18 protein-coding genes are annotated in these 18,478 nt (G+C 71.5%); 15 read left to right on the top strand and 3 right to left on the bottom strand.

From position 1 onward, the window contains the following. Positions 1–8 precede the first annotated feature (8 nt). The 9 genes from IH80_RS0116405 (at position 9) to IH80_RS0116445 (ending at position 7,707) form a co-directional block, all read left to right on the top strand. Positions 9–989, top strand: a complete 981-nt coding sequence (locus tag IH80_RS0116405; protein WP_030961197.1) for a sugar ABC transporter substrate-binding protein — start codon at positions 9–11, stop codon at positions 987–989. Next, positions 986–2,020 (top strand): ABC transporter permease, encoded by a 1,035-nt coding sequence (locus IH80_RS0116410; RefSeq protein ID WP_030961198.1) that lies wholly within the window; start codon positions 986–988, stop codon positions 2,018–2,020. Before IH80_RS0116405 ends, IH80_RS0116410 begins: the two co-directional genes overlap by 4 nt. Then, the gene (locus IH80_RS0116415) at positions 1,987–2,949 is read left to right on the top strand and encodes an ATP-binding cassette domain-containing protein (RefSeq protein ID WP_234432263.1); all 963 of its coding nucleotides are present in this window, start codon (positions 1,987–1,989) and stop codon (positions 2,947–2,949) included. Before IH80_RS0116410 ends, IH80_RS0116415 begins: the two co-directional genes overlap by 34 nt. Further along, positions 2,946–4,109: an ROK family glucokinase gene (locus tag IH80_RS0116420; RefSeq protein ID WP_030961200.1), complete on the top strand. Its 1,164-nt coding sequence runs from the start codon at positions 2,946–2,948 to the stop codon at positions 4,107–4,109. The genes IH80_RS0116415 and IH80_RS0116420 overlap by 4 nt, the downstream gene beginning before the upstream one ends. After that, positions 4,106–4,699: a hypothetical protein gene (locus IH80_RS0116425; RefSeq protein ID WP_030961201.1), complete on the top strand. Its 594-nt coding sequence runs from the start codon at positions 4,106–4,108 to the stop codon at positions 4,697–4,699. Before IH80_RS0116420 ends, IH80_RS0116425 begins: the two co-directional genes overlap by 4 nt. Positions 4,700–4,888: 189 nt before the next feature. Next, complete coding sequence (locus IH80_RS0116430) at positions 4,889–5,521, top strand: MBL fold metallo-hydrolase (RefSeq protein WP_030961202.1); 633 nt, start codon at positions 4,889–4,891, stop codon at positions 5,519–5,521. A gap of 36 nt (positions 5,522–5,557) precedes the next feature. Continuing rightward, on the top strand, positions 5,558–6,343 hold the full coding sequence (locus tag IH80_RS0116435; RefSeq protein ID WP_030961205.1) for an exodeoxyribonuclease III: 786 nt from the start codon (positions 5,558–5,560) through the stop codon (positions 6,341–6,343). 73 nt (positions 6,344–6,416) lie between these two features. After that, positions 6,417–6,857 carry a DUF6278 family protein gene (locus tag IH80_RS0116440; RefSeq protein WP_030961206.1) on the top strand — a complete coding sequence of 147 codons (441 nt, stop codon included), beginning with the start codon at positions 6,417–6,419 and terminating at the stop codon, positions 6,855–6,857. 106 nt (positions 6,858–6,963) lie between these two features. Further along, positions 6,964–7,707: an amino acid ABC transporter ATP-binding protein gene (locus IH80_RS0116445; protein ID WP_030961207.1), complete on the top strand. Its 744-nt coding sequence runs from the start codon at positions 6,964–6,966 to the stop codon at positions 7,705–7,707. Between the two features lie 43 nt (positions 7,708–7,750). Here the strand turns inward: IH80_RS0116445 and IH80_RS0116450 are convergent, their stop codons facing one another. Next, positions 7,751–9,349 (bottom strand): CocE/NonD family hydrolase, encoded by a 1,599-nt coding sequence (locus IH80_RS0116450; protein WP_030961209.1) that lies wholly within the window; start codon positions 9,347–9,349, stop codon positions 7,751–7,753. 133 nt (positions 9,350–9,482) lie between these two features. After that, entirely contained in the window at positions 9,483–10,676 is a 1,194-nt protein-coding gene (locus IH80_RS0116455) for a L,D-transpeptidase (protein WP_030961211.1), read from the bottom strand. A gap of 278 nt (positions 10,677–10,954) precedes the next feature. Between IH80_RS0116455 and IH80_RS0116460 the strand changes: the two genes are divergently transcribed. The 6 genes from IH80_RS0116460 (at position 10,955) to IH80_RS0116485 (ending at position 17,774) form a co-directional block, all read left to right on the top strand. Beyond that, positions 10,955–12,064, top strand: coding sequence for a lipid II:glycine glycyltransferase FemX (locus IH80_RS0116460; RefSeq protein ID WP_420708791.1), 1,110 nt, complete (start codon positions 10,955–10,957; stop codon positions 12,062–12,064). Continuing rightward, positions 12,061–13,734, top strand: a complete 1,674-nt coding sequence (gene murJ, locus IH80_RS0116465) for a murein biosynthesis integral membrane protein MurJ (protein ID WP_420708784.1) — start codon at positions 12,061–12,063, stop codon at positions 13,732–13,734. Before IH80_RS0116460 ends, murJ begins: the two co-directional genes overlap by 4 nt. 39 nt (positions 13,735–13,773) lie before the next feature. Continuing rightward, positions 13,774–14,457 (top strand): response regulator transcription factor, encoded by a 684-nt coding sequence (locus tag IH80_RS0116470; RefSeq protein ID WP_030961215.1) that lies wholly within the window; start codon positions 13,774–13,776, stop codon positions 14,455–14,457. A 6-nt stretch (positions 14,458–14,463) separates the two neighbouring features. Then, complete coding sequence (locus tag IH80_RS0116475; protein ID WP_030961216.1) at positions 14,464–15,909, top strand: sensor histidine kinase; 1,446 nt, start codon at positions 14,464–14,466, stop codon at positions 15,907–15,909. Beyond that, positions 15,906–16,448 (top strand): hypothetical protein, encoded by a 543-nt coding sequence (locus tag IH80_RS0116480; protein WP_030961218.1) that lies wholly within the window; start codon positions 15,906–15,908, stop codon positions 16,446–16,448. Before IH80_RS0116475 ends, IH80_RS0116480 begins: the two co-directional genes overlap by 4 nt. A gap of 66 nt (positions 16,449–16,514) precedes the next feature. Continuing rightward, a complete protein-coding gene (locus IH80_RS0116485; protein WP_030961220.1) occupies positions 16,515–17,774 on the top strand; it encodes a cytochrome P450 in 1,260 nt (419 codons plus the stop codon). Here the strand turns inward: IH80_RS0116485 and IH80_RS0116490 are convergent. After that, entirely contained in the window at positions 17,734–18,459 is a 726-nt protein-coding gene (locus IH80_RS0116490) for a hypothetical protein (RefSeq protein ID WP_030961221.1), read from the bottom strand. The two genes, IH80_RS0116485 and IH80_RS0116490, sit on opposite strands and share 41 nt — an antisense overlap. Positions 18,460–18,478 lie beyond the last annotated feature (19 nt).

An 18,478-nucleotide genomic window follows, 5' to 3' on the forward strand; every position in this document is an offset into this window, starting at 1 on the left:
TACGCGTCGTGGGCGCCGTGCTCGCGGCGGTACTGGGGGCCTCGCTCGCAGGGTGCAGCAGCACCGGCGGCAAGCGCGCCGAGGAGCGGGCGAAGGCCGCCGAGGCGGGCCGCCCCGCCGTCTCCACCCCGCGCTGGACCTTCGCGATGGTGACCCACGCGGGCGACGGCGACACCTTCTGGGACATCGTGCAGAAGGGCGCCAAGGAGGCCGCGGCGAAGGACAACATCAACTTCGTCTACGCCCACGACGACCAGGCACAGCAGCAGGCGCAGTTCGTGCAGAACGCCATCGACCAGAAGGTCGACGGGATCATCGTCAGCCTCGCCAAGCCGGAAGCCCTCAAGGACGTCGTCGCCAAGGCCGTCAAGGCCGGCATCCCGGTGATCACGGTCAACTCCGGGTCCGCCCAGTCCGCCGCGTACGGGGCGCTCACCCACATCGGCCAGGACGAGACGATCGCCGGCGAGGCGGTCGGCACGGAGCTGGGCAAGCGCGGCCGCAAGAAGACCGTCTGCGTCCTGCACGAGCAGGGCAACGTCGGCCACGAGCAGCGCTGCGCCGGCGCGAAGAAGACCTTCTCCGGAACGATGGAGAACCTGTACGTCGAGGGCACCAACATGCCCTCCGTGCAGGCGGCCATCCAGGCCAAGCTCCAGGCGGACCCGTCCATCGACGCGATCCTCACCCTCGGAGCACCCTTCGCCCCCACCGCGGTCAAGGCCAAGGAGGCCGCCGGGAGCAAGGCCGAGGTCGACACCTTCGACCTCAACGACTCGGTGGCCCGCGACCTCAAGTCCGGCGCCCTCGGCTTCGCCGTGGACCAGCAGCCCTACCTGCAGGGGTACGAGGCCGTCGACCTGCTCTGGCTCTACCGCTACAACGCGGACGTGCTCGGCGGCGGCCGCCCGGTGCTCACCGGACCGCAGATCGTCACCGCCGCCGAGGCCGCCGAGCTGGAGGAGTACATCGAGCGGGGCAGCCGATGAGCGCCGCCACCGCCGTGGACGAACGGCTCGCGCCGACCTCCCTCGTCCGCCGCCTGCTGGGGCGGCCCGAGCTGGGCGCGGTGGTCGGGGCCGTCGCCGTCTTCGTCTTCTTCTCCATCGCCGCCCCCACCTTCCTCCAGGCCTCCAGCCTCAGCACGATCCTGTACTCGGCCTCCACCATCGGGATCATGGCGGCCCCCGTGGCGATGCTGATGATCGGCGGCGAGTTCGACCTCTCCGCGGGTGTCATGGTCACGACCTCGGCTCTGGTGAGCTCGATGTTCAGCTACCAGATGACCGCCAACGTCTGGGTCGGCGTCGGAGTGTCCCTGCTGGTCACCCTGGCCATCGGCTTCTTCAACGGCTTCATGCTGACCCGCACCCAGCTGCCCAGCTTCATCATCACGCTCGGCACCTTCCTGATGCTCACCGGACTGAACCTCGGCTTCACCAAGCTGATCAGCGGCACGGTCTCCACCAAGTCCATCGCCGACATGGAGGGCTTCCCCTCCGCCCGCGCCGTCTTCGCCTCGAAGTGGGAGATCGGCCCGGTCACCCTGCAGGTCACCGTCCTGTGGTGGCTGGCTCTGGTCGCCGTGGCCACGTGGATCCTGCTGCGCACCCGCGCCGGCAACTGGATCTTCGCCGTGGGCGGCGGCGCGGACGCGGCCCGCGCGGTCGGCGTGCCCGTCGTGAAGACCCGTATCGGCCTGTACATGGGCGTCGCCCTGTGCGCCTGGATCTCCGGCCAGCACATCCTCTTCTCGTTCGACGTGGTCCAGTCGGGCGAGGGCGTGGGCAACGAGTTCCTCTACATCATCGCGGCGGTCATCGGCGGCTGTCTGATGACCGGCGGCTACGGCTCCGCCATCGGCTCGGCGGTCGGCGCCTTCATCTTCGGCATGACCAGCAACGGCATCGTGTACGCCCAGTGGAACCCGGACTGGTTCAAGTTCTTCCTCGGCGCGATGCTCCTGCTGGCCACGCTGCTCAACGCATGGGTCCGCAAGCGGGCGGAGGCGAGCAAGTGACCACCGACAGCACCACCACCGCGGCCCCGGACGCGACGACCGCCCTGGTCAGGCTGACCGCCGTCAGCAAGTTCTACGGCAACATCCGCGCCCTCCAGGACGTCTCCCTGGAGGTCTCGGGGGGCGAGATCACCTGCGTCCTCGGCGACAACGGCGCCGGCAAGTCCACCCTCATCAAGATCATCGCGGGGTTGCACCGGCACGACGCCGGCACGTTCGAGATCGAGGGCGAGGAGACCGTGCTCGCCAACCCGCGCGCGGCCCTCGACCTCGGCATCGCGACCGTCTACCAGGACCTGGCCGTGGTCCCGCTCATGCCGGTCTGGCGCAACTTCTTCCTCGGCTCCGAGCCGACGAAGGGCCGCGGCCCCCTGCGCCGCCTCGACGTGGAGTTCATGCGCCGCACCACCCGCGACGAACTGCTGCGCATGGGCATCGACCTGCGCGACGTGGACCAGCCCATCGGCACCCTGTCCGGCGGGGAGCGGCAGTGCGTGGCCATCGCCCGCGCCGTCTACTTCGGGGCGAAGGTCCTCGTCCTCGACGAGCCGACCGCGGCCCTCGGGGTCAAGCAGTCCGGCGTGGTCCTCAAGTACGTCGCCGCGGCCCGCGACGCCGGTCTCGGTGTGGTCCTGATCACCCACAACCCGCACCACGCGTACCTGGTCGGGGACCGCTTCGTGCTGCTCAAGCGCGGCGCCATGGCGGGCAGTCACACCCGTGACTCGATCACCCTGGACGAGCTCACCCGCCAGATGGCGGGCGGCTCCGAGCTCGACGAACTGAGCCACGAACTGGAGCGAGTGGCAGAATCGGGACCGGGCGTCACGGACGCCACGGCCCGCGGAGCCGGCCGCACCGGACCGGCGGGCCCGGCCGACCGGGCTTCCCGCACCACCGCACCCGAGAGGGACGACACGACTCGATGAGCACGTACCGGGACTTCACGCTCACCCACCGGGGGTCGGCGCGAGGCACCGTCCTGCGCACCATCGGGACCCGTGAGCGGCGGTCGCACCTGACCGCGCCACGCGTCCCGACCGTCGGCATCGACATCGGCGGCACCAAGGTGATGGCCGGGGTCGTCGACGCCGACGGCGTCATCCTCGAGAAGATCCGCACCGAGACCCCGGACAAGTCCAAGAGCCCCAAGGTCGTCGAGGACACCATCGTCGAGCTCGTGCTGGACCTCTCCGACCGGCACGACGTGCACGCGGTCGGCATCGGCGCGGCCGGCTGGGTCGACGCCGACCGCTCCCGGGTCCTCTTCGCACCGCACCTGGCCTGGCGCGACGAGCCCCTGCGCGACGCCCTGCAGTCCCGTCTCGCGGTCCCCGTCATGGTCGACAACGACGCCAACACCGCCGCCTGGGCGGAATGGCGCTTCGGCGCCGGCCGGGGCGAGGACCACCTCGTCATGATCACGCTCGGCACCGGCATCGGCGGTGCCATCCTCGAAGGCGGCCAGGTCAAGCGCGGCCGGTACGGGGTCGCCGGCGAGTTCGGCCACATGCAGGTCGTCCCCGGCGGCCACCGCTGCCCCTGCGGCAACCGCGGCTGCTGGGAGCAGTACAGCTCCGGCAACGCCCTGGTGCGCGAGGCCCGCGAACTGGCCGCCGCGGACTCCCCGGTCGCGTACAACATCATCGCCAGGGTCGGCGGGAACGTCTCCGAGATCACCGGGCCGCTGATCACCGAGCTGGCCCGCGAGGGCGACGCCATGTGCGTCGAGCTGTTCCAGGACATCGGCCAGTGGCTCGGCGTCGGCATCGCCAACCTCGCCGCCGCCCTGGACCCGTCCTGCTTCGTCATCGGCGGCGGCGTCAGCGCCGCCGACGACCTGCTGATCGGCCCCGCCCGGGACGCCTTCCGCCGCCACCTCACCGGTCGCGGCTACCGCCCCGAGGCCCGTATCGCCAAGGCCCAGCTCGGCCCCGAGGCGGGCATGGTCGGCGCCGCCGACCTCGCCCGGCTCGTCGCCCGGCGCTTCCGCCGCGCCACCCGCCGACGGGTCGAGCGCTACGAGCGCTACGCGCAGCTGGGCCGCAGGCGCGAGACCGCCGCACCCGAGGACCAGGACCAGTCGTGAACCCGCCCACCCTGCCCCACCAGGCCTCCGCCCCCGACGAGGGCGGCACGCCGCAGCCCACCCCCGAGGACCGCAGACACGTCGTCAAGCGCCGCTGGATCACCGCCATCATCATCGTCCTGCTGATCGGCGTACCCGCGGGCTACCTCGCGATCTCCACCCAGCAGAGCCGGGAGAGCGGACGCGACAAGGCCGCCAAGGTCGGCGCGTCCACGGTGCGCCCGGGCTGGCCCTCCAGGGTGCAGCGCAGCATCTACGAGGTGCCGATCCCGGCGAAGGCGTGGAAGGTCGGCTTCCTGGAGACCAACAACTGGCGCACCAGCCGGCTCTTCACCCAGTTCGCGGTGACCCCGGCCGACCTGGACGCCTTCCTCGCCTCCGTCGGCACCAGCCGCGCCCAGCTGGTCGCCGGGGACGTCACGATCTCCCCCCACGACTCCGAGGTCGCGGGCTGGAGCTGGAGCCCCCGCGCCACCTGGTACGGGACCAGCCTGGAGCAGGACGACCCGCGCCCCAGCCGGGACATCACGGTGGACCTCACGGACCCCGAGCACCCCAAGGTCTACGTGGTCTCCACGACCACCCCGTGACCCGGCGGGCGCGGCGCCAGGGGGCCCCGATCAGAAATGCCGGGCTCGCGAGGCCCGGCACCGCGCCTCGCCGCGTCCTCCCCGGTCGGTGGCGCTCCGCGTCGCCTCCCTCGTCCGCCCTGCGGTCCGCGGCACCGGACCCCGCTCCCCGATCCGGCCTGATCGACGAGCACCCCCTAGCCTGGGATCATGAAGCTCACCAAGCGGCTGCACTCCTGCGTCCAGCTGGAGAAGGACGGGCGCACGCTCGTCATCGACCCGGGCGCCTTCAGCGAACCGGACGCGGGCCTGGGTGCGGACGCCCTGCTGGTCACGCACGAACACCCCGACCACTTCGAGGAGGGGCGGCTGCGGGCCGCCCTCGACGCGAACCCGGCGGCCGGGCTGTGGACCCTGCGCAGCGTCGCCGAACGGCTCGCCCCCGCCTACCCGGGCCGGGTGCACACCGTCGGCCACGGCGACACCTTCACCGCGGCCGGGTTCGAGGTGCAGGTGCACGGCGAGCTGCACGCCGTGATCCACCCGGACATCCCCCGGGTCACCAACGTCGGCTACCTCGTCGACGGGTCTCTCTTCCACCCCGGCGACGCGCTCACCGTGCCCGGGGTCCCGGTGGAGACCCTGATGGTGCCGGTGCACGCCCCCTGGAACAAGGTCTCCGAGGTGATCGACTACCTCCGCGAGGTCGAGCCGCGCCGGGCCCTCGACATCCACGACGCCTACCTCGCCGACATCGCCCGGCCGATCTACGACTTCGCCCTGGACAAGCTGGGCGGCACCGACCACGGGCGGCTCACCGCCGGGGACAGCGCCGAGCTGTAACGGTCGCTGTCGGTGCCGGGCGGTAGGTTGGCGGGTATGCGTATCGCCACCTACAACGTCAACTCCATCACCGCCCGGCTGCCGCGCCTGCTGGCCTGGCTGGAGAGCTCCGGCACCGATGTCGTGTGCATCCAGGAGACCAAGTGCTCGGCGGAGCAGTTCCCGCACGAGCAGCTGCGCGAGCTGGGCTACGAGGCCGCGGTCAACGCCACCGGCCGCTGGAACGGCGTGGCCCTCCTCTCCAAGGTGGGCCTGGACGACGTGGTCACCGGCCTGCCCGGCGGCCCCGACTACGAGGGCGTCCAGGAGCCCCGGGCGATCTCCGCCACCTGCGGCGGGGTCCGGGTCTGGTCGGTGTACGTGCCCAACGGCCGCGAGGTCGAGCACGACCACTACGGCTACAAGCTGGACTGGTTCCGCTCCCTGGCCACGGCCGTCGCCGAGGACGCGGCCGGCCCGCGCCCCTTCGCCGTGCTCGGCGACTTCAACGTGGCCCCGACCGACGAGGACGTGTACGACCCGGCCGTCTTCGCGGGACTCACCCACGTCACCCCGGCCGAGCGGGCCGCCCTGGAGGCGCTGCGCGCCGCCGGCCTCTCGGACGTCGTCCCGCGCGCCCTGAAGTACGACCGCCCGTACACGTTCTGGGACTACCGGATGCTCGCCTTCCCCAAGAACAAGGGCATGCGCATCGACCTGGTCTACGGCAACGAGCCCTTCACCAAGGCCGTCACCGACGCCTACGTCGACCGCGAGGAGCGCAAGGGCAAGGGCGCCTCCGACCACGCACCGGTCGTCGTCGACCTCGATCTCGACCGGTAGGCCGACGGGGCCGCCGAAACGGCCCAGGCGCGCCCTGTGGCCACCGGCGGATCCTGGTGCGACGCTGGGCGGTATGAACATCCCCTTCCTGGACAACTGGCTGAACCGGCGTGAAACGGAACAGGGTGCGGGGCTCGCGGCCGCCCTCGTGGACGATCCCGAGGGCGTCGCCGAGTTGTTCGCGGAGTGCGAGATGCTGCGGGTCCACGCACGGGCGGCCGGGCTCGAACTCGACGGGAGTCCGGCCTCGTTGGAGGCCCTCGACCAGCTCATGCCCCGCTGGCGGCGGGACCCCGAAGTGGTGCCCTGGCTGGGCAACGACGCGGGCTTCTACCTCGGCACCGTGATCGTCCGGACCGTCCCGGGATCCGCCTGGCAGGTGTGGCCCAACGGCCAGCCGGCGATCCGCCTGGCCTCCGGCCGGGAGCTGAACGTGATCGAGTCGGGGGTGTCCTGGGCGATGACCGGTTCCCCCGAGCTCAGCCAGGCGTACGCGGAGGCCTCGGAGGGCTGACAGCACCGGCGCCCGCGGCGGCGGGCGGCGTGTCGCGGCGAAGTGCCCTTCGCCGCTGGATAGTTTGCGCTGACCGGCATCCGACACCGAGTGGGCAGGGCAGCGCATGGCCGTCGATCCGTTGATCGAGCTGCGGGACGTCAACAAGCACTTCGGACCGCTGCACGTGCTGCGGGACATCAGCCTCACCGTCGGCCGCGGGGAGGTGGTGGTGGTCATCGGACCCTCCGGCTCCGGGAAGTCCACCCTGTGCCGGGCGATCAACCGGCTGGAGGCCGTCGAGTCCGGCACGATCCTGATCGACGGGGAGCCGCTGCCCGCCGAGGGGAAGGAGCTGGCCCGGCTGCGCGCCGAGGTGGGGATGGTCTTCCAGTCCTTCAACCTCTTCGCGCACAAGACCGTCCTGGCCAACGTCTCCCTCGCGCAGGTCAAGGTCCGCGGGCGGGGGAAGCGCGAGGCGGACCGGCGCTCCCGGGAGCTCCTGGAACGGGTCGGCCTCGCCGACCAGGCCGACAAGTTCCCCGCCCAGCTCTCCGGCGGACAGCAGCAGCGCGTGGCCATCGCCCGCGCCCTCGCCATGGACCCCAAGGCCCTGCTCTTCGACGAGCCCACCTCCGCACTGGACCCGGAGATGATCAACGAGGTGCTGGAGGTCATGCGGCAGCTCGCCCAGGAGGGCATGACCATGGTCGTGGTCACCCACGAGATGGGCTTCGCACGCTCCGCGGCCAATCGCGTGGTGTTCATGGCGGACGGCCGGATCGTCGAGGACCGGAGCCCCGAGGAGTTCTTCACCGCCCCGGAGAGCGACCGGGCCAAGGACTTCCTCTCCAAGATCCTCAAGCACTGAGGGACCCGGGAGCGGGCCGTCCCGGCCCGGCCGCCGCCGTGGGTCACTGCTCGCGCAGCGGCACCGAGACGTAGCTGGGGTCGCCCGGGGGCGAGGAGAAGGTCAGCTGCACGCCGGTGGGGTTGTGCTCGATGTAGAGCGGGTCGACGGTGTCGACGACGAGGGCGAGCCGGTGGCCCGCGGGCACGTCGTAGGCGGTGGAGAAGAGCTCCAGGTCCACGCCGAAGGCCCGGCCCGGGGTCCTGCCGTGGAAGGTGTACGGGGCGTTGCTGACCAGCTTGCCGATGCCGAGCGGGCCGACGTCGTAGAGGTACGCGACGAAGGTGCCGTCGCCCTTGGTGGGCGTGACGGTGGTGTGCAGCCTGACGGTGCCGCGGATACGGCGTGCCTCGTCGTGGCGCCCCGACTGCCAGACGGCGGCGAAGGAGCGGGGGAGCAGCGGGATCGAGGCGACGGGAGGCGCCTTGAAGAACTGGTCGAGGACGCTGGAGAGGATCACGACGCCGCCGTTGGCCCCGGAGTCGACGTTCGCGAAGAGGTGCTCGCTGTCGGTGAGCGCGAACCTCTCGGTGCCGCCGGAGCCCACCGACGCCCAGTCGGCGTAGCCCTCATAGCCGCCGTCGCCACGGGACTTGATCTGCACCGGGGCCTCGGTGTCGACGCCGTTGCGTTCGCCCTTGAGGTAGCGGTCGAACCAGCGGTGGGCGTTGGTCCAGGTGTCGTTGGGCAGGCCGAGCAGGCCGGTGCCCTCGGCGGTGGCGTGGTCGCCCGGGCGGAACTCCAGCCGCTTGGGGCCGGTCAGCCGCTCGTAGAACTTCGCGTACTGGTTGGGCGGGAAGACCGTGTCGCCCCAGGCGTTGCCGAGCATGATCGCGGCGCCGTTGGCGTTGATCCGGTCCACCTGTTCGGCGGCCGACCGCTTCCTGCCCCACTCGATCATCTGCGCTTCGCGGTCCAGCCGGGAACCGAGGAAGTCGCCGAGGACCGACTGGAGTTCGGGTCCGGGGCGGCCGGTGAGGTAGCCGGCGGCGCCGAGCAGCCCGGCGGCCTGGCGGTGCTGGGTGCGGCCCGAGTAGATGGACTCGATGAGGTCGGCCCAGCCGCTCATCGCCACCACGGCCTTGACGCGCGGGTCGTGCGCGGAGGCCAGCAGGGTGATGCCGGCGCCGTACGAGACCCCGCCGAGGCCGATGCGGTCCGCGTCGGCGGGGGTGTGGGCGAGGGCCCAGTCGATGACGGCCGAGACGTCGGCGATGTCCGGCGGACCGGCCACCTCGATCTGCCCGCCGGAGAGCCAGAAGCCGCGGGAGGTGTAACTGACCACGACGTAGCCGGAGTCGGCGAGCTTCTTGGCCTGGGCGACGTATTCGATCTGGGGCATGCCCCAGCTGGTGGGCAGCACGATCAGCGGATGCTTCCGGCCGGCCGGGGCGCCGTCGGGTGTGAAGACGTTGCCCTTGAGGGTGATGCCGCCGGAGCCGGGGATGTCGTGGAAGCGCAGGTCCGCGGCGGCGGTCTGCGCGGTGGTGGCAGCGGTCGCCGCGGCGGGCGCGGGAGCCGCCTGGGCCTGGTGGGGGGCCAGGCCCAGGGCGGTCGCCGCCAGGAGTGCCGCCACGGCTGCGGCGGTGGTGGTGCGTTCCATGGGTCGCTCCTCGCGTGCACCGGGAGTCCTGAAAGTGACCCGACGGTAACGGGAGCGACTTACCGAAGGTAACCCGTCGGTAAGTTACGTGGTGGTAACAATTGAATGAGAGTCAGCGAGGAAGGTCCGCAGGTCAGCCGTTCTGCGGGGCGGCGGACTGGGCGCTCTTGGCCTTCCACTCGTCCCAGGAGAGGTTCCACTCGCCGTAGCCGTTGCCGATGTCGGCGTTGCCCTTGGAACCCGCGCCGACCACCTCGAAGGCGTCGCCGATCTGGGACTGGGCGAAGAACTCCTTGGCGTTGGCGTCGCTCATCCCCACACAGCCGGAACTGCTGTTGGTCCGGCCGAAGTTGGCCTCGTTCCACGGTGCGGCGTGCGCGTACATGCCGGACCAGGTGAGCCGCATCGAGTAATCGACCATCTTGTCGTAGGCGTTGTCCAGGCCCACCGTCTGGGAGTCCATCCGGATGGTGCCCTCCTTCGACATGATCACCATCTTTCCGGACCAGGACGCCTTCTTGCCGCCCGGGGTGCCGGCCGAGATCGGGATCGTCTTCTGCGTCTGGCCGTCCTCGGTCACCGTCAGCTTCTTGGTGTCGAGGCTGACCTGGACCCGGCGGTCCTTGCCTATCTTGAACTCGGTGGTGTAGTCCCGGGCGAACATCCCCCCGCCCTTGCCGGAGTCCACGCCGTTCAGGTTCATCTCGACCTTCACGTCGGTGCCGGACTTCCAGTAGTCCTTGGGGCGCCAGTCGACGCGGTCGTTGCCGGAGTGGTCCTTGATCCAGCCCCAGGAGCCCTCGGTGTTGTTCGAGGTGGTGACCTTGAGCTGCTTCTCCACCTCGGCCTTGTTCGTCACCGGGTTGTCGAAGACGAGCGACACGGGCATCGCCACGCCCACCGTGCTGCCCTTGGGGATGTTGATCGAGACCTTGTTCACCTTGTCGGCGGCACTGGTCCTGAACTGCGTGGTCGCGCTCTGGCTCTCGGTGTTCTGCGCCTCGACCTTGTACTCCGCGCCCGCGGGCGCGTTGCGCTCCGAGGTCCAGGTCCTCCCGTCGTCGGCTATCTTGCCGGGCAGCTCCGCACCCTTGGCGTCGGTCACCTTCACCTGGGCCAGCTTGCCCTCGGCCACGGTCACCGTCACCGGCTGGCCCGCCTTGACCTGGTCACCCGTGAGGTTCACCGAGACCGCCATGGGCGCCTTCGGCTTCGACTCGGCCTTGCCCTTGTCGTCGCTGCCACCGTCACTCCCGCCCGAGCAGGCGGTCAGCGCGGCGGCCAGGAGTGCGGTGCCTGCAATGGCGGTGCGGCGTGTGCGGCTCAACGAAGGGCCCCTTCGAGTCGTGGTGGTGATGGACGTTCGCAAAAGAGGATGGGAACGGGACGACTTTAGGTTGCACAAACCACGGAAAAGTTCGCCCTTTCCCTTGTGACGCGGACCGCAGCGAAACGGTCATCATCCGGTCACATTCGCCGCGCACTTCGGTCACGGGTGGCTGTGAGAGTCCTGTGAACGACCGCTCAGGACGATCAGGAAGGCCGTCAGCCGTGTGCGCACTGCTCGTTACCCCCGCCCGGCAGGACCAGGACCACGAGCTCCAGGTGCGCGCCCTGTCCGTCCCCGAATACCAGTCCTTCCTCTCCAGGACCCCGGCGGCCAGCTTTCTCCAGCACCCGTCATGGGGCCGGGTGAAGGACCTTTGGCGCTCGGAAATGGTCGGATGGCACTGTCCGGGCGGCGAGATCGAAGGTGCCGGACTCGTTCTCTATCGGCAATTCCCCGGCACCCGCAAATACTTCGCCTACCTGCCCGAAGGACCCGTCGCCGACTGGTCCGACCCGCGCATCGACCGCTGGCTGGACCCGCTCATGCGCCACCTGCGCGCCGCCGGCGCCTTCGCCGTCCGCATCGGCCCCAGCCCCGCCTACCGCCGCTGGGACGCGGCCACCGTCAAAGCCGGTACCGCAACGGGCCGTCAGATATCCGACGTCCTCGCCACCGAGGTCGACCCGGTGGGTGCAGCCCTGGCCGACCGGCTGCGCACCCGCGGCTGGAAGCGCTGCGGAGGCGAGGACGACGGCGACGCCCAGCCCCGCCACGTCTTCCGCGTGCCGCTCGCCGGACGCAGCCTCGACGACCTGTGGTCCGGCCTCAACCAGGAATGGCGGCGCAACGTGCGCAAGGCCGGCAAGGCCGGCGTGGAGACCGTCCTCGGCACCGCCGCCGACCTGCCCGAGTTCTACCGGCTGCTGCGGATCACCGAGGAGCGCGACGGCTTCCGGCTCGGCCGCTCCCTCGCGTACTACGAGCAGCAGTACCGCGTCCTGAACGAGGAGCAGCCCGGCCGGATGCGGCTCTACCTGGCCGTCCACGGCGGCGAGATCCTCGCCGCCCACACCATGATCAGCACCGGCGGCAGGGTCTGGTACCAGACCGGCGCCTCCGCCGACCACCGGCGTGAAGTACGGCCCAGCAACGCCCTGCAGTGGCGCATGATGCGCGACGCACACGCCCTCGGCGCCGACGAGTACGACATGCGCGGGGTACCCTCCACCCTTGACCCCGACGAACGTTCTTTCGGGCTGCTGCGCTGGAAGCTCGGCACCGGCGGACAGGTCGTCGAAACGCTCGGTGAATGGGAGATCCCGATGGACGGAGTCGCCAACGCGACCCTCTACAAGGCGTTCCAGGCCTACCTGGCCCGCCGGTGACGGCCACCGACACCAGACAGGCAGGCCCCGGCCCCGGCACCGACGGCGCAGCACCGCGCAAGACCTCGGTGCTGCGCAGCGGCGCGCTCATGGCGGCCGGCTCGATCGTCTCCCGCGCCACCGGCTTCATCCGCTCCGCCGTCGTCGTCGCGGCCCTGGGCACCGGACTGCTCGGCGACGGCTACGCCGTCGCCAACACCGTCCCGAACATCATCTACATCCTCCTCGTCGGCGGCGCGCTCAACGCCGTCTTCGTACCGGAGCTGGTCCGGGCCGCCAAGGAACACGCCGACGGCGGCGCCGCCTACACCGACCGGCTGCTCACCGCCTGCACCGCGGCCCTCGTCGTCCTCACCGCCGCCGCCGTGATCGCCGCCCCGCTGATCGTCTCGGCGTACACCGGATACAGCGGCGCCCAGGCCGACACCACCGTGGCCCTGGCCCGGTACTGCCTGCCCCAGATCTTCTTCTACGGGCTCTTCACCCTCCTCGGGCAGGTCCTGAACTCCCGCGGCCGGTTCGGCGCGATGATGTGGACCCCGGTCCTCAACAACGTCGTCATCATCGCCGTCTTCGGGCTGTTCCTGTACGTTTCCCACGACGGCGCCACCGGCCTCACCGCCGCCGAGACCCGGCTCCTGGGCCTCGGCACCACCGCGGGCATCGTCGTCCAGGCCCTCGCCCTGATCCCCTCGCTGCGCGCGGCCCGGTTCCGCTGGCGCCCCCGCTTCGACTGGCGCGGCAGCGGCCTCGGCCGCCCCCTGCGCAACGCCGGCTGGACCGTCCTGCTCGTCCTCACCAACCAGATCGCCTACTGGGTCGTCACCCGGCTCTCCACCACCACCGGCCAGCGCGCCGTCGACGCCGGCCTCGCGGGCGGCGCCGGCTACACCGCCTACAGCAACGCCTACCAGCTGTGGATCGTCCCGCAGGGCATCATCACCGTCTCCCTCGTGACGGCCCTGATGCCCCGGATGAGTTCCGCCGCCACCGACGGCGACCTCGGCGCCGTCCGCCGCGACGTCTCCTACGCCCTGCGCTCCAGCGCCGCCCTCGTCGTCCCCGCCGCCACCGTCATGGCCGCCCTCGCCCCCTGGGTGATGGGCAGCGTCTTCGGCTACGGACGCACCGGCGCCGCCGACATCGAGGTCATGGCCGGCATGCTCGCGGCCTTCGCCCCCGGACTGGTCGCCTTCTCCGCGCAGTACGTCCTCTCGCGCGGCTTCTACGCCCTCTCCGACACCCGGACCCCCTTCTTCCTCAACCTCGTCATCGTCACCCTGAACGCCGGACTGTCGGCCGCCGCCTACCTCCTGCTCTCCCCGCGCTGGGCGGTCACCGGCATGGCCGCCGCCTCCTCCGTCGCCTTCCTCGCGGGCGCCGCCGCGACCGGGTACGCCCTCTCCCGCAGGCTCGGCCCGCGCACGGGCAGCCGAAGCGAACGCCGCGCCAGCGCCGTACGCACCCACCTGCGGCTGCTGACGGCCTGCGCACCCGCGGCCGCGGCGGCGTACGCGGCGGCCCGTGCCGCCGAACGCTTCGGCGACTTCGCCGCGGTCGGAGCGGGAACCGCGGCCCTCGCCCTGGTCGTCGTCCTCCTTGCCCGGCCCCTGCGCCTGGCCGAGATCACCGACCTGCTGGACTCCCTGCGGCGCAAGGCCGGCCGGTAGCGGAGGAGAAGCCGAAGATCGCCCTGGGATACTGACCGGATGCCACGCGTACTGCTGATCGAGGACGACCCTTCCATCCGCGAAGGGGTGGGCCTCGGCCTGCGCCGCCGCGGCCACGAGGTGCGGGCGGCCGAGACCGGGGAGGAGGGACTCGCCCTGATGGCGACCTTCCACCCCGAACTCGTCCTGCTCGACCTGATGCTGCCCGGCATCAACGGCGTACAGGTCTGCCACCGCATCCGCCAGACCAGCGAAGTGCCGATCATCATGCTCACCGCACGCGGCGACGACTTCGACATCGTCATCGGCCTGGAGGCGGGCGCCGACGACTACATCGTCAAACCCGCCCGCACCGAGGTCATCGAAGCCCGCATCAAGGCCGTGCTGCGCCGGCTCAGCGACCCGGTGGGAACCCGCCCCGGCATCGAGACGCACGGCGAACTCTCCATCGACCGCGCCGGGCTGACCATCGCCAAGAACGGCGAACGCGTCGCCCTCGCACCCAGCGAGATCAAACTCCTGCTGCACCTGTCGGCCTCGCCCGAGCAGGTCTTCTCCCGCCAGCAGCTCCTGGAGTACGTCTGGGACCACAGCTACCACGCCGACGCCCGGCTCGTGGACGCCTGCGTCCGCCGGCTGCGCCACAAGATCGAGGACCCCGCCCGCAGCCCCCGCTACATACAGACCGTGCGCGGCTTCGGCTACCGCTTCGGCCCCCTGTAGGCCGCGGTGCGACGCATAGCACCCCTCGGGCTGCGCACCCGGCTGATAGCGGCCTTCCTCCTGGTCGCCGCCATCAGCGCGGGAACCACCGCGGCCCTGACCTACCAGCAGGCCCGCAACGCCATCCTCAAACAGACCCAGGACACCGCCGTCAGCACCCTGCGCGACCAGGTCGAGCAGCAGGAGATCCGCCTCCCCCTGGAACAGCAGGAGCTCCAGCGCATCGTCATCGAGCTCGGCAAACGCGGCAAACCCCACCCCTGGATCATCTTCGGCGAGTACGGCGGCGTACGCGTCTCCACCAACCCCGGCACGCCCACGTCCACCGTGATCACCGACAGCCTGCGCGACCGGGTCCGCAGCAACCAATACGCCGCCTTCCAGCGCGTCGAGGACCAGCGCGGCAACCCCTGGCTCACCATCGGCGTCCCCGCCGTCTTCGAACACAACGGATACACCGAATCCACCGGGGTCGTCTTCTACGCCAGCGTCCCGCTCGCCACCGAGAAGCAGACCGTCGAGGCCATGGTCGAGGCCGCCCAGCAGGGCGCCGTCCCGGGCCTGGCCATCGCGGTCGTCCCCGCACTGCTGGCCGCCCGCAGCGTGCTGCGACCGGTCCGCGACATGCGCCGCGCCGCCCAGAAACTCGGCCGCGGCCGCCTCGACACCCGCATCGAGGTCCGGGGCGCCGACGAACTCGCCGGACTGGCCCGCACCTTCAACGAGACCGCCCGCGCCCTGGAACAGTCCGTGCGCGAACTCCAGGAGGCCGAGACCCGCGCCCGCCGCTTCGCCTCCGACGTCTCCCACGAACTGCGCACCCCGCTCGCCGGGATGCTCGCCGTGACCGAGGTCCTCGACGAGGACGCCGCGCGCCTCGACGCCGACACCGCCAAGGCCCTGCACCTGGTCAGCGCCGAGACCGGCAAACTCGCCGTCCTCGTCGAGGACCTGATGGAGATCTCCCGCTTCGACGCCCGGGCAGCCGAGCTCAACCTCGACGACGTGGACATCGCCGAAGCCGTCCGCAAGACCCTCGAACGACGCCACTGGGACGACGAACGCGTCGTCACCGAACTGCCCGACGGGGTGCGCGCCCGGCTCGACCCGCGCCGCTTCGACGTGGTCCTCGCCAACCTCGTGGGCAACGCCCTGCGGCACGGCGGCGCCCCCGTACGCGTGACCGTACGGACCGCACCCGGCACGGTGGGCGAGCGGCTCCTCATCGACGTCGCCGACAGCGGGCCCGGCATCGCCCCCGAGGTGCTGCCGCACATCTTCGACCGCTTCTTCAAGGCCGACGCGGCCCGCACCCGCTCCGCGGGCAGCGGCCTCGGACTCGCCATCACCCTGGAGAACGTCCGCCTGCACGGCGGCACCCTCCGGGCGGCCAACCGGCCGGCGGGCGGCGCCCTCTTCACCCTCGACATGCCGCTGGAGGCCCGCGCATGACGGGGCGCACGACGAGATCCCGCGCGGCGGCTGCGGCCGCCACCCTGACGGGCTGCGCCCTGCTGCTCGCCGGATGCGGGATCAAACGCACCGGGGTGATCGAGAGCGGCCACGCCGCCACCGTCAAGGTGCCCGGCAGCAAGAACGCCGCCACCCTCTACTACGTCTCCAAGGAGGGCGACCGGGTCGTCCCGGTCCCCTTCTCGATCGGCACCGACTACATGCTCGCGCCCGTGCCGCTCCTGCGGATCCTGCTGGACGGCCCCACCGGTGCGGCCTCGGCGGCCGGCCTCACCACGGCCCTGCCCCAGGTGCCCGCGTCCGGCGCCGACTCGGAGAGGGTGGCGGTGAGCACGTACCAGCCGGACAAGGGGATCACGCTCAGTGTGCCGTTCCCCGTCGCCGGCCTGTCCGACCTGGCCCGCAAGCAGCTGGTGTGCACCTTCGGCGTCTCCGCCGTGCCCGACACCCTCACCCCGGTCGCCATCCAGGGCACCGACACCACCCTCCCCGCCGCCGACTGCAACCCGCGGCGCTGACGCGGCGCGCATCCGCCCGCGGCCTCACCCTTGCGGGCGGGGCCGCCCACCCGTCACGGTGGCCGCATGGACCACGCCGCGGACATCCCCGACGTCTTCGACCCCCGCGTCTACGCCGTCGGCGTCCCCCACGAGCGCTACCGGCTGCTGCGCGACCGGCACCCCGTCGCCTGGCAGCCGGAGCCCGAGATCGCCGGCTGGCCCGCCGGCCCCGGCTTCTGGGCCGTCACCCGGCACGCCGACGTCGTCCACGTCCTGCGCGACCACCGCACGTACTCCTCCTGGCTGGGCGCCACCCAGATCCGCGACCCCGACCCGGCCGACCTGCCCTTCCTGCGCCGGACCATGCTCAACCAGGATCCCCCCGGGCACGGCCGGCTGCGCCGGCTCGTCGCCCGGGCCTTCACCCCCGCCCGCGTCGACGCCTTCGCCGCACGGGTCCGCGAACGCGCCCGTACGCTGCTCGCCGCCGCCCGGGACGCGGCCGACGACGGCGCCGCCGACCTCGTCCGCACCGTCACCGACGAGTACGCCCTGCTCAACCTCACCGACCTGCTCGGCGTCCCGCCCGCCGACCGGGCCCTGCTCCTCGAATGGACCGTACGGGTCATCGGCTACCAGGACCCCGACGACGCCCCCGCACCACTCCTCGGCCCCGACGGCACCCCCCTCAACCCGCGCTCCCCGGCCCTGCTCGGCGAGATGTTCGCCTACGCCCGCGAACTCGCCGCACACAAACGCGACCACCCCGGCGACGACGTGATGACCGCCCTCGCCACCGCCGGGCTGGATCCCGCCGAACTCGAGATGTTCTTCTTCCTGCTCACCGTCGCGGGCAACGACACCGTCCGCAGCGCCGCCCCCGGCGGTCTGCTCGCCCTCGCCGGCGCCCCCGACGCATACCGCCGGCTCGCGACGGGCGACGTCCCCGTGGACCGCGCCGTCGACGAACTCCTGCGCGTCCACCCCCCGGTCCTCAGCTTCCGGCGCACCGCCGCCGTCGACCACGAACTGGCCGGGCAGCCGGTCCGGGCCGGCGACAAGGTCGTCGTCCTCCACGCCTCCGCCAACCACGACGAGCGCGTCTTCACCGACCCCGGCCGCCTGGACCTCGGCCGCACACCCAACCCGCACGTGTCCTTCGGGGACGGCCCGCACGTCTGCCTGGGCGCGCACTTCGCCCGCCTCCAGCTGCGCACCCTCTACGAGGAGTGGTGCGCGGCCATGCCCGTACCGGAACTCGCGGGCCCGCCGAGGCGGCTGGTGTCCAACTTCATCAACGGCATCACGCGGCTGCCGATGCGGGTGTCCGGGCCGGCCGGGTGACGTCAGCGACCAGCTCGGTCACGTCCGGCCCGTAGGCGTCGGAGTTGACGACCTTCAGCACCAGGCAGAAGGACTCCACCCCGTACTTGCGCGCCAGCTGCGTGTGGTGCCGGTTCAGGTACCGGGCGGCCGCCTGGTTGCTGACCGCGGTCTGCCCGGACAGCAGGAACACCGGCCGGCCACCCTCCCCGCCCGCCAGCCGGGCCAGTACCACGTGCTCCTCCAGCCCCTTGCGCCACCGGTAGGTCTCGCCGCCCACCTGGATCGCTCCCCGGTCCTCGTGCTGCTCGGAGTCGATGTTGACGGTGATGCCCGGCAGCATGGAGGCGAGGTGCGCCGTGGTGCGGGCGTTGGACGTGGGCCCGCCGACGCAGAACTCGGCCCGGTCGCCGAAGCCCTGACGGGCGGTGTCGTGCGTGACGATCTGGATGTTCGCCCCGCAGTCCTTGATCAGGGCGGAGATCTCCAGCAGGGCGAAGGCGTCGTTGCGGTGCAGTGAGGAATCCTTTCCACCCATCTGCCGGTTGACCACGAACAGGCAGTCGGAGCCCGTCGGCAGCCCGAAGAACGCCTGCTTGCGGCGGAGCGCGCGCCGCCAGAGATAGGTCCGGGAGAACCAGCCGAACCCGCCGCTGACGGCGGTGGCTATCACCCCGAGCACGATGTTGCGCACGTCGTCGTTCATGCGCGGGATGCTAGCGGTG

This window comes from Streptomyces sp. NRRL S-378 (assembly GCF_000720645.1).
Classification (GTDB): Bacteria; Actinomycetota; Actinomycetes; order Streptomycetales; family Streptomycetaceae; genus Streptomyces.